Origin of the sequence: Gemmata obscuriglobus, from assembly GCF_008065095.1 — a bacterium.
GTDB classification, from domain to species: Bacteria; Planctomycetota; Planctomycetia; order Gemmatales; family Gemmataceae; genus Gemmata; species Gemmata obscuriglobus.
This window is the reverse complement of record NZ_CP042911.1, coordinates 3,450,453-3,461,969: the sequence shown is the minus strand read 5'-3', so window position 1 is coordinate 3,461,969 and position 11,517 is coordinate 3,450,453. Positions and strand designations below refer to the sequence as shown.

The following is an 11,517-nucleotide window of genomic DNA, read 5'->3' as shown; positions in this document are numbered from 1 at the left end:
TCACCCGCCACGGAATTCACCGTTTCTCGGACCGTGGAGCGTTGAGCGCCTTCGCGTCTGCGACCAGAGCCTTAAAGTCTTGATCGTCGCGTAACGAATCGAGGTCCGTGTCCGTGTCCACGATGTCGAGCGCGAACCCGGTTTTCAGACCGTCCCAGAGGAGTTTGCGCGCCTCGCGCTTGTCGTCGGGGTGTGTTTTGGCGGTGAGCGCGTAGATGCACCCCACCTGATACAGGTTCGAGGCGTGGGTGTCGCGCCGGAGCGCGTCCCGGGCGTCGCGCAGCGCCTCCTCGCGCTTCCCCGCGCGGGCCAGCAGCACCCCGCGCCCGGCCCGCGCCGGAACGTAATCGGGATGCAGTTCCACCGCGCGGTCGAGCACCTTTAGTGCGTCCTCCGGGCGCTTCAGCCCTTCCGACAAGATCGCGGCCTTCATCTGAAGTGCGAAGACCGACCGACCGTTCTCCTTCAGTGCCTCGTCGGCGTCGGCGAGGGCACCCGTAGGGTCTTCCGTCCAGCGGTTTTCGGCCCGCGCGACCCAGCTCAGCTCGTCGGTCGGCGTGACCTGGAACCCGGCCTCGCGGTCGGCCTTCGCGCCGTCCCGATCGCCGGCACGGAACTTCGCGGTCGCGCGCTTGAAATAGGCCCGCGCCGGGGCGGTGCCGGTCTCGAGCGCCTGGGTGTAGTCCCCGATCGCCCCGGCGCTGTCGCCGACCGCCTCGCGCAACTGGCCGCGCTGGATGTACGCCTCGGTCAGTTTCGGGTCCAGTTTCAGGGCGCGGTCGTAGTCGTCGCGGCCGGCGTCGTAATGCCGCATCCGGAAGAACGCCAACCCGCGGTTCATCCACGCCGGCGCGAAGTCCGGGCGCAGGGCCACGCACGCCCCGAAGCACATCGCGGCCAGGTCGTTCTGCTCGAGCGCGAGGTGCGCGGTCCCGCGGAGGAACCAGGCGGAGAAGTTCTCGGGGTCCGCCTGGGTCGCCTTCTGAAGGAGCTTGAGCGACTCCAAGTGACGGCCGTTGCGGGTCAGTTGACTGCCGGCGAGGTACAGGTCGCGGGCCAGATCCAGCGGGATCGATTCGGCCTCGGCTCGGCCCCGCTCTGCGGCCGCGTGGTCGCCCTTCAGTTCCATCAGTGTGACCCGCTGCTCGCCGATCGCGCGCGGGAGGCGGTGGGCGCCGTAGCTCGCGGCCAGCGCGTGCCAGTTGTTCGCCCGGGTCAACTGAGCGGCCCGTCCCGCCCCGTCGCCTTCGGACGCCTGTAGCAGCGCGACCTGGGCCATCAGGAAGAAGGTTTCGCCAACGTTCCCACACACCTGATCGCGGTCCGCTTCTGGCAGCCGTCGGTAGGCCGCCATGTGTCGCCAATCTTCAGAAACGAACGGATCGTCCGACACCCCGTATGTGTCCAGCACCCCGCGGAGCTTGGCGAGCCGCTCGTCGAGCCTCCCTTCGGACCGCGTCTGGTCGTCGAGAAACGACTGTGCGTCGCGGAACGCGGCTTGGTGATCGGCGAACCGCCCCCGTGCCTCCACATCGCGGGTGCGTTCGCGCGAATAGACCGCCGCCCCCACCACGAGTGTCAGCACCACGCCGGCAACGGCGGCGACGCTAGCAGACGAAGTGAGGCGCGGGTGCCGACGCGCCCACTTGCGCGCCCGCTCCCGCACCGACGGCTCCGGAGCGAACTTCAGCGGGCGGTTGGCGAGGTGGCGGTCGATGTCCTCACGCAGGTCATCCGCCCGCTGGTACCGGTCCGACGGGTTCGGCGCGAGGCACCTCCGGACGATCGCCTCGGCGCCCGGTGACACCGCGGGGTTCAGAGCCCGAACCGACGGCGCGGCGGCGCGGTCGGCAATCATCTGGGGTACTGTGACCCGCGGATAGCCGCGGCGGAGCGGAAACGGGTGCCGGCCGGTGAGCAGTTCGAACAGGATCACCCCGAGCCCGTACACGTCGCACCGCGGGTCGAGCGTCCCCTCGCCGGTGCGGAACGCTTCCAGGTGCTCGGGCGCCATGTACGGGAGGGTACCGCCCATCATCGCGCGCTCGGCCGAGCCGCGCAACTTCGTGTCTTCGGCGAGGTTGAAGTCGAGCAGCATCGGGCGCCCGTCGTCGGCCAGCAGCACGTTCGCGGGCTTGAGGTCGCGGTGCAAGATGCCGCGCCGGTGCGCGTGCGCCAGCCCTTCCGCGAGTTGCCCGCCGATCGCCAGAACCGCCTCTACGTATGGGAACTGATCGAGCCGCGCCCAGCCCTCCGCAGCTTCCAGCGCGGCACCTTCGGATGCCGCGCTGGAAGCCGGCGCCGGTACCTCGTGGGGGTAAATGACCGATCCCCCCATCGACCCGGTCCGGGTGGACGAATCGAACCGCCCGCCGACGAGCGTGCTGCGGATCTCCTTACCCGAGTTGGGCACGCTCGCGCGCCGACTCAAGCTCTGGACCACGCCCGCGAGTGTGGTGCCGCCCAGGAACGGCATGCAAACCGCCTGGAACGGGCCGGCGCTGTGGTACGAGTAGATCGGGACGATGTTCGGGTGCTGCAACTGCGCCAGCGTGTTCGACTCGGCCCCCAGGCCGCGCGCCACCTTGAGCGCGACCGGGCGTCCGGCGAGGTCGCCCTGGCGCGCCAGGTACACCCGCCCGAACGCCCCGCGGCCGAGTTCCTTCGCGAGAAAGAACCCGACGAAATCGGTGCCCACGTCCGGGAGCGAGGACACCGAGTCCTGCCAGTCGGACAGCGCGTCGGCCTCGGCCAGGGCTTGCGCGCGGGCGTTCGGCAGGGGCGGCGCGCCGAGCCGATCGTGCGTCCGCTGAAGTTGCGGCACCTCGGCAGTGCGGAACTCGTCCCGCGGCTGCGGCCCCATGATCCGGTCGGTCGCCGCGTCGGCCGCGCTCACCGAGCCCGGTCGCGGGGTCTGAACCTCGGAACCGAGTTCGGCCCACCCGCTCGTGGGCACGCCGTACTTGTTGGCGTACTCCTCGGGGCGCGGGGTCTCGCCGGCCCGGACCCGCTGCCGGTACTCCTCGAACGCCACGGCCGCGAGTAGCGCGGGGTTGGTGAGCACCGCGGGGAACCGCGCCGTGTACTCGGACACCCGCTTCGGCCGCCCGCGCGTCCAGGCGAGTTCCAGGTCGACGCGCACCAGTTCGCCCAGCACGGCGAGGTACAACGGGTGATCGACCGCGGGCAACTGCCGCGCGAAATCCGCGTTCGGGTCGGTTTCGAGAGCCAGCTCGAACGCCTCGACGCGATGAGCGAGTTCGGCCGCGAGCGAGTGCGTGGCGACGGAGAGTTTCACGAGAGCGGCCCCCGGATGGTCTACTCGCTGCGGGACAGGCGGGCACGGAAGTCTTGCAACACGCGCTCGACGGTGCGGCGCGACCGGCCCGTGACCTGGGCGATCTCACCCACCTCGTAGCCCTCGGTGCGCAGCCGGATGATGGTGCGGTTCGACTCCGGCAGCGCCTCGACCTGCTCGTCCATGACGAGGCGCAAGAACGCGGCGGCGGAGTCGTCGGCGGCCAGCGCGGTGTGGGAGTCGAAGTCGCTGACGGAGGCCGTGTGCCGGACGGCCCGCTTGTCGGCCTGGTGGTGCCCGACGAGGGCGCGAATTTTGTTGAGTGCGAGCACCATCAGCAGCCCCCACAACTCCCCCTCCGGGGGAACGTCGTAGTCGCGGTACCGGGCGCCGTGGAAGAACGCACGGAACACGGACTGGATCACGTCGTCGGCATCGAACCGGCCGGCGTAGTTGGGCGTGCAGTACTGGCGCGCCAGGGCGCGCAGCCGCTGTGCGTACCGAACGTAGATGTCGGTCGCGGCGGTCTCGTCACCCGTTCGGTACCGGTGAAGAAGTGTCGCGTCGGTACCCGCGGGCGGCGGGCTCGGGTCGAATCGCCCGGCCATGTCAGGTTTTTCCCTCGCTGCGGCGCGTCGTGTCTGCGGTCACGCCTCGCCGTTTTTCGCGATGTACCGTAGTACGGGATCGTTTGCTCGGGACCGCATTTTTCGAATTCACTGCTCGGCAGGAAATTACGTCACGCCGGCACACAAATTCACCCCTCCCCTGAGCGCATCTCGCGCGGGTGAAGAGTCCGTGATCGACAGCGATCCGTTGGCCGTGCCCCCGCACCTTGCGCCGCCGACCTGACTTGAATCGATCTTCACGATCCGGACGGTTTCGTTCAGGAACGGTTCCGGTGCCGCCGATAACACCAGTGATGCCGGTGGGAGCCGTTATCCGGTTCAGGGTGCGGGAGGAGTGACCATGAGCGTTCGGCGCGGGAAAAGTGTGTTCGTCGTCGCCGGGCTGCTTCTTTCGACGGTCGGGTGTATGCACGGGTCGCCCCGCGACTACTTCGGCACCCCGCCGATGCCGCACAACTCCAACGCATCGATCCAAGTACCGCCAACGGGTGCTGTGCCCCGCGAGTTGGACATGGTTGCGCTGCCGCCCTACGTCATCGGCCCGCCGGACCAGTTGCTTATTGAGGTCGTGCAGCGGGTCACGGTGCCCAGAACGAACGAAAAAGGTGACATCCTTTACGAGGACGCCCCCACGAACAAAAAGCCGTTTACGGTCGAGGCGACCGAGAGGTTAGGCGTACAGCCCATCTCGGGTCAGTTCCAGGTGCGTCCCGATGGTACTGTCGGTCTGGGGTTCTGGGGAAACGTAACGGTCTCGGGGCTGACGCTCGATCAGGCGGCCGAGGCGATTCGCGCACATCTGGTGGAACAGGTGGAATTGAGGAAGCTGCGCCAGACTCCCAACAGTATTGTCGTGATCGTGGACGTGATCGCGTACAACAGCAAGCGTTACTATGTGATCACCGACGGCGGCGGCTTCGGGGAGCAGGTGTTCCCGTTCCCGATCACCGGGGGCGAGACCGTGCTGGACGCGATCGGCAACATCAACGGCCTTCCCGATGTCGCGAGCAAGCGGAACATCTGGATCGCGCGGCGCACCCCGCACCCCGGGCAGCCGTGGCAGCTCCTGCCGGTGGACTGGGTCGGCCTCACCCAGCACGGGATCAGTCATACGAACTACCAGGTGCTCCCGGGCGACCGGATCTACGTCAAGGCCCAGCGCCTGGTGACCATCGACCGCACAATGGCTCGGCTGTTCGCACCGGTTGAGCGGGTGTTCGGTATCACACTGCTCGGGTCGAACACGATCAACAACATCGCCGGACGCGGGAACGGGTTCAACAACAACAATTAGTGAGGCCCCGGAACCGAACCGGGCGACGAGTCGGCAGGGCGGAAACGGCGAGATGGCACAGGGTTCGCCGAGAATACAGGCGACCGTGTAACCGAGTCGTGGGAGGGACACACATGATGCGCTTCGTGCTAATCGCAGCGGGTGGGCTCGTGACGTGCGCAACCGCGTCCGCACAGTACCCCATGTCACCTTACTACCAGCCGCCGGCCGCGATGCCGAACGTGTACAACCCGGCGAACCAGCCGCTGAGCCCGTACCTGAACCTGCTCCGCGGGGGCAGTCCGGCGGTGAACTACTACTACGGCGTTCGCCCGGGCACCGTGGGCGGCACGGGTCAGGGGTTGGGCGCGCCGTTTACAGCCGGGGGCGGTCAGCGCGCACTGTTCTTCCCGCAAATGGCGAGCGCCCCGGACCCGCTCCAGCCCCGTGAGGCGGCCCCCGGAAGCGTGCTCCCGCCGGCCGGCCACCCGACCGTTTTCAACAGCACCGGAGGCTACTTCCCGTCGCCGAACAACCGCGGCGGGATGCGCCCGGGGTTAGCGGGCGTGGGCACCACCCGGCGCTAAGTGACTCGCGGCGCAGGCAACGGAATGCGGCACTGCACTCTCAAGGACGAGGCCATGCGGACGATCGTGGGTGTAATCGCGGTGCTGGGGTTGGCCGTGGCGGTGGCCAGTGCGCAACCGCCACGTGCCCGGGGCGCGTCGTTCCGACCGCCGGAACCGCTCGGCGCGAACGAAACCGCGGCGGGAACCGTGGCGCGGGGCGCGTCCGAAGAGTTCCCGCCGTCATCCTTCCCGACCACGCCGGTCGCGCGGCCCGGTAAAGCGCCGGCCGACGCCCGCGGCCCGGCGTGGCTCAGCGGAGTTGATTCGGGTGTGCTCCCGGCCGCGGGCAGCGCGTCCCGGAGCGGCAACGTACGCCCGCTGTCCCCGGCGGCAGCCTCTGCCGAACACCGGGAAGACCCGTTCACGCCGCCGAAGGGGCTGGACAAACTCAAAGGCGCGGGACGCGCACAGCAGGCGTCGGCGCCCCAGCCGCCCGAGCAACCGACCGCCACGACCCCGTTCCGCGGCACGGCCGCCGACGGCGCCCCGGTGTACGCCGGGCCGCCCGCGTACCGCTGGTACGGGTGGGGAACGGTAACGCCCGGCGCCAACCAGTTCGCGCCCACCGGCCAGTACCCGAAGGCGTCCGCGAGTTGGTACTCGATCACCGGAGCCACCCCCGGCGCGTTCCCGGTGCCGGTGATGAACCCGCTCCGCAACCCGCCGGGCATCGACCCGCCCGCCTACGCCACCGCCAAACCCGCCACAACGGTGGCCTCGGCGTCCGAGCCCGCCGCACCGGTTCAACAGCAACTGCCCGCACAGGTGCAGCCACAACTGCAACCGCAGCCGCGCCCGCTGCCGGTCGAACGACCGGAAGCGCCGAAGCCGTCCCCGAACGCGGAGTCGAAGTTCGTCGCGCCCCCGCCGCCGGTGAACGTGCCGAAACTCACGCCGCCACCGACAACCGTGCTGACACCGCCGTCAACCGTGCTGACGCCGCCGGCGACCGCTCCGGTCGCGGTGGCGCCGGTCCCGGCCCCGATCGTGCCGCCGGTCGTCCGCGAGCCGGACCCGATCGTTCCACCCGCACCGCAGAAATCCGAACCGGTCGCGTTCGTTCCGCCGACCGTTCAGCCGCTGGCCGCACCATCACCGAGCGTACCGCCTCCGGACACAGAAGCCGCGCCCGCCTTCCCTTCGGTCGAACCGACGAAACCGGTTGTAGCGGTGCCGAGCCCGCTCCCGATCTCGCTGACGACGGAAGTGAAACCGGAGGAACCGAAGCGGCCCGAGCCGAAGCCCGAGCCGCGCCGCGAGGAGCACCTGTGGCAGGCCGCGCCTGAACCGGCGCAACCCGCTCCGGGCACTTGGACCCCCGCAGGAGGCCGTCCCGCGCAACCGCCGGCCGCGGCACCGACCACCGTGCCGGCGTGGAAGTCCGGTGCGGCGAACACGAAGCCCATCGTGGCACGAGCACAAATGGGCGAAACGGGACCGGACCCGATCGAAACCCTGATCCGGCAACTGTGCCAGGACCGCGCCGAGGGCGTCGAAGTCCGGTGGTCCGGCACGAAGAAGATTATGGTGTGCTTCGAGGTGCGCACCGCACCCGAAGCTCAGAAGCTCGTGACCGATATCAGCAAGCGGCCGGAGCTGTCCCAGTACCAAATCGATTTCTGCGCGGTACTGAAGAAGTAGCGGACGAGGGGCGGCGGACGAACGCGGCGGGGCGCCCACGTGGCGCCCCGCCGCGTTCGTCCGCCGCCCCTCTTCTGTTTTCCTCCTGGTGGTAAACTGCCGTCATGGCGCTCACGAAGTTGGCCGGCGGAACGGTGTACGATCCCGCGAACGGTGTTCACGGCGAGGTCCGCGATTTGTGGATCGACGGCGGGAAGGTCGTCGCACCGCCGACCGATCCGACCGTCCACCCGGCGCGCACCATCGACCTTTCGGGCCTCGTGGTCATGCCCGGCGGCGTGGATATGCACGCTCACATCGCCGGCCCAAAGGTGAATGTCGCTCGGAAGCTGCGCCCGGAAGACCGCCGCGACAACACGCCGTTCCTCCGCACCGACCTGTTGCGGTCGGGCACGCTGGGGAGCACACCCACCACGTTCACCACCGGCTACCTGTACGCCGGGCTGGGGTACACCACGGTGTTCGACGCGGCGATCCCGCCGCTCGGCGCGCGCCACACGCACGAAGAGTTCCACGACACGCCGGTGATCGACAAGGGCTTCTTCGTCCTGGTCGGCAACAACCACTACCTGATGGACCAACTCGGGCGCGGGGAGCCGGAGCGGGCGCGCGCCTTCTGCGGGTGGCTGCTCAACGCCACCCGCGGTTACGCGCTCAAGGTGGTGAACCCCGGCGGCGTCGAGATCTGGAAGCAGGGCGGTTCCGGACTCGCACACTTTGACGACGAGGTTCCCGGTTTCGGCGTGTCCCCGCGCGTCATCGTGAACGCGGTCGCGCGCACGGCGGACGAGCTGAAGCTCCCGCACGCCGCGCACATCCACTGCAACCAGCTCGGAATGCCGGGCAACTGGTCCACCACCCTCGACACCATGCGCGCGGTCGAGGGGCACCGCGGGCACTTCACGCACATCCAGTTCCACAGCTACGGCGGCGGGCCGGACGACCAGGGGACGTTCTGCTCGAAGGTGCCGCAGCTCGCCGAATACGTTAACGCGCACCCGAACGTCACCGTGGACGTGGGCCAGGTGATGTTCGGCGAAACCACGTCGATGACCGGCGACGGTCCGCTCGGCCACTTCCTTCACAAGGTGACCGGTCGGAAGTGGTTCAACGGCGACACCGAGTGCGAGGGCGGGTGCGGGATCGTACCCATCGAGTACAAGGAGAAGAGTTTCGTTCACGCGCTCCAGTGGGCGATCGGGCTGGAGTGGTATCTTCTGGTGGAAGACCCGTGGCGGGTGGCGATGAGCACTGACCACCCCAACGGCGGCTCGTTCCTGGCGTACCCTGAGATCTGCGCTCTCCTGATGAGCCGCGACTACCGCCGCGAGGTGCTGAAACGTCTACCCGAGAAGTTGCGCGCCGTGTGTACCCTTCCCGACCTGGAGCGCGAGTACACGCTCTCCGAGATCGCCATCGTCACGCGCGCCGGCCCGGCACGGATGCTCGGGCTCACGCACAAGGGCCACCTTGGAGCCGGTGCGGACGCGGACATCACCGTGTACACGCCGGGGGCCGACCTCAAGGCGATGTTCGAGCTGCCCCGGTTCGTGTTCAAGGCTGGTGACTTGGTGGTCGAACACGGGGAAATTCGCGTGGTGCCTTACGGGCCATCGTTGGCAGTACGGCCGGCGTTCGATGAGGGCGCGGTGCCGCACATCCGCGAATGGTTCGAGGGGGCGTACTCGCTCAGGTTTGCCAACTACGCCGTCGGGCCGGAATACGCCAGTCACGGCGAAACCCTGGTGCCGACGCGCAAGTAGCCACTCGCATCGGTTGACGCCTGCGCCCACCCCTCGCTTCGTATCTCCCAAGCGAGCACGCACTTCTCTCCGTCCGTGATGCTCCCGCTCGTGACCAATATCATCCGCCCGCGGTCGTGCCACACGCTCCGACCGCGTACCGCACCGGTTGGGGTACGAACTGGTAACCCTCTGTCCCGACACCAGAACCGCAACGCCTTTCTTGCTAAGCCCTTCCGGCCGAACCACTATGGCCGGTCGTGTCGTGTTTTCCGATTTTCGGGACGGCGATCGCCCTTCGCGGGCTCTATCCGTGTAGAACGGCGATGAAACGGAGGTCTCGCGTGGTTCGCCAGCTTTCCAGCCTCGTTCACCACCTCAACTGGATAGTCGCGAGTGACCGCTTGGCGCAACTCGCGGACGGTGAGTTGCTTGAGCGCTTTACGGCGGAACAGGACGCCGCCGCGTTCGAGGCTCTGATCTGGCGGCACGGCCCGATGGTACGTGACGTGTGCCGGCGGGTACTCGGCAACGACATCGACGCGGACGACGCATTTCAGGCCACATTTCTCGTGCTCGTGAGGCGCGCCCGCGAGGTTCGATCCCGGGAATCACTCGCCGGGTGGCTGTACCGGGTGGCTCACCGAACCAGCACGCGTCTCGGTCGCGAAACCGCCCGGCGCGTCGCCCGAGAGCGGCGGGCGGCCCGGCCGGAAGCCGTTACCACCACGAACCCAGACACCTGCGACTGGCGGGCGGCACTCGATCGCGATGTGGAACGGCTGCCGGTGGTGTACCGCGACGCGTTCGTTCTGTGCCACCTTGAAGGCCGAACACAACCCGATGCCGCACGAGAACTAGGCTGCCCGGTCGGCACGCTCCAGTCCCGACTTGCGCGGGCCAAGGAACGGCTCCGCGCGGGACTCACCGCTCGCGGGGTGACGCTCCCGGCCGTGTCTCTGGGAACGGTCCCCGCAGCTCTCGTAGCCGCAACCGCGTCTGCGGCCGCCAAACTCGCAGAGGGCGCTCCGACCACGGCGGTCGCAGCGGCCGTCGCCCTTTCACAGGAAGTGGGGAACACAATGGGATTGTTCAAGGCAAAGCTGGTGCTGTTGGCCCTGGTGACGACTGCCGCCCTGGGGACAGCGATCGGACAGGTCGGACCGCCGGCGGCACCGGCGACGACGGAAGTGCCTATGCCAGTGGGAGCGACTCTCGAAGATCTCAAGAAGGAGAACGAGCGGTTGCGGCGCGAGGTGGAAGCGCTCAAGAAGAAGCTGGCTGTCGCCGAGGCACGGGTCCTAGGCGACGAGCCGACGGACCAAGAGGTGATCCGCGCGCTCCCGAAGCCTGCGGCCGGGGTCGTCCGGGACGACATTGTGATCGTAAAAGACAAGATCTTGGATCGCCTGGACACGGTAGCCCCGGCACGTCTCGACTCGGCCATCGGTCCGGCGCAGCTCCGGGTCCAGCATTGGGAGTGCCGCACCTACTGCACCGAAAGCGTGGAACTGCCGTGGCCCCTGCCGCCGAAGCTCACCAAGTCGCGCGTCTACGTGGCGTACGTTGACAGAAACGTACTCGTACCTGTGAAGGGCGAACAACGGCCGGTTCAAAAATAGTTCGGCAAGGAGAAAGAGCGAGCCGTACCTGTGCTGCGCGGGGTTGGCTCAACGGATCGGTTCTCGGGCTCGCTGTCATGGAAATAGAGCGCCCCGGGTGGGACGGCCCGCCCCTCATCTATTTCGCCATCGGTCGCCGGTGCCAAACGGTTGTCGCCGCGCTGTTCAACGGGCGGTTTGCTATTCTGGACACAAACCGCGGGGTCCTCGAACCGCGCCGCGTCCACTTCCGTCCGCCGGGTCCGAATCATGAAGCTCATCCTCGCCATCATTCAGCCGTCCAAACTCGACGCCGTGAAAGAAGCGCTGAACAAAGTTGAAGTGTTCCGGCTCACCATCGTGGATGTGCTCGGCTTCGGGCGGCAGAAGGGGCACACGGAGGTGTACCGCGGGCACGAACTGACCGTCAACATGCTGCGCAAGGTGCAGTTGCAAATCGCGGTCAACGAAGACTTTGTGGAACCGACGGTCAACGCGATCATGGACGCGGCCCGCACGGGGCCGGAGGGGCGCATCGGGGACGGGAAGATCTTCATCCTGCCTCTGGAGGACTGTATCCGCATCCGCACCGGTGAGCGTGGCCCCGAAGCGATTTGAGCCTCACCGGTAAGAGACCGCGACGACGGCTTCTTCGGCAGGCCGGACCCGGTAACCGACACGCACGCTTTGGACCCATTCGCCGG

General features: G+C 68.0%; 8 protein-coding genes. 6 read left to right on the top strand and 2 right to left on the bottom strand.

Annotated features, from left to right (window positions below; all coding sequences use genetic code 11):
- Positions 1-16 precede the first annotated feature (16 nt).
- A complete protein-coding gene (locus tag GobsT_RS14305; RefSeq protein ID WP_010039698.1) occupies positions 17-3,298 on the bottom strand; it encodes a serine/threonine-protein kinase in 3,282 nt (1,093 codons plus the stop codon).
- A 20-nt stretch (positions 3,299-3,318) separates the two neighbouring features.
- A complete protein-coding gene (locus tag GobsT_RS14300; protein WP_010039697.1) occupies positions 3,319-3,906 on the bottom strand; it encodes an RNA polymerase sigma factor in 588 nt (195 codons plus the stop codon).
- Between the two features lie 361 nt (positions 3,907-4,267).
- Between GobsT_RS14300 and GobsT_RS14295 the strand changes: the two genes are divergently transcribed.
- From GobsT_RS14295 to GobsT_RS14270, 6 genes are all read left to right on the top strand, one after another.
- Positions 4,268-5,221: a polysaccharide biosynthesis/export family protein gene (locus GobsT_RS14295; RefSeq protein WP_010039695.1), complete on the top strand. Its 954-nt coding sequence runs from the start codon at positions 4,268-4,270 to the stop codon at positions 5,219-5,221.
- A gap of 113 nt (positions 5,222-5,334) precedes the next feature.
- Positions 5,335-5,787, top strand: a complete 453-nt coding sequence (locus tag GobsT_RS14290; protein WP_010039693.1) for a hypothetical protein — start codon at positions 5,335-5,337, stop codon at positions 5,785-5,787.
- 24 nt (positions 5,788-5,811) lie between these two features.
- On the top strand, positions 5,812-7,470 hold the full coding sequence (locus tag GobsT_RS14285) for a hypothetical protein (RefSeq protein WP_109571094.1): 1,659 nt from the start codon (positions 5,812-5,814) through the stop codon (positions 7,468-7,470).
- 104 nt (positions 7,471-7,574) lie between these two features.
- Positions 7,575-9,233 (top strand): formylmethanofuran dehydrogenase subunit A, encoded by a 1,659-nt coding sequence (locus GobsT_RS14280; RefSeq protein WP_010050906.1) that lies wholly within the window; start codon positions 7,575-7,577, stop codon positions 9,231-9,233.
- 323 nt (positions 9,234-9,556) lie between these two features.
- A complete protein-coding gene (locus tag GobsT_RS14275) occupies positions 9,557-10,834 on the top strand; it encodes a sigma-70 family RNA polymerase sigma factor (protein WP_010050904.1) in 1,278 nt (425 codons plus the stop codon).
- A gap of 249 nt (positions 10,835-11,083) precedes the next feature.
- Positions 11,084-11,431, top strand: coding sequence for a P-II family nitrogen regulator (locus GobsT_RS14270; RefSeq protein WP_010050902.1), 348 nt, complete (start codon positions 11,084-11,086; stop codon positions 11,429-11,431).
- Positions 11,432-11,517: the final 86 nt, after the last annotated feature.

Excerpts from the sequence above, each read along its gene's own strand:
- GobsT_RS14300 (WP_010039697.1), bottom strand. The coding sequence starts at position 3,906 with ATGGCCGGGCGATTCGACCCGAGCCCGCCGCCCGCGGGTACCGACGCG.
- GobsT_RS14295 (WP_010039695.1), top strand. The coding sequence starts at position 4,268 with ATGAGCGTTCGGCGCGGGAAAAGTGTGTTCGTCGTCGCCGGGCTGCTT.
- GobsT_RS14290 (WP_010039693.1), top strand. The coding sequence starts at position 5,335 with ATGATGCGCTTCGTGCTAATCGCAGCGGGTGGGCTCGTGACGTGCGCA.
- GobsT_RS14285 (WP_109571094.1), top strand. The coding sequence starts at position 5,812 with ATGCGGCACTGCACTCTCAAGGACGAGGCCATGCGGACGATCGTGGGT.
- GobsT_RS14280 (WP_010050906.1), top strand. The coding sequence starts at position 7,575 with ATGGCGCTCACGAAGTTGGCCGGCGGAACGGTGTACGATCCCGCGAAC.
- GobsT_RS14270 (WP_010050902.1), top strand. The coding sequence starts at position 11,084 with ATGAAGCTCATCCTCGCCATCATTCAGCCGTCCAAACTCGACGCCGTG.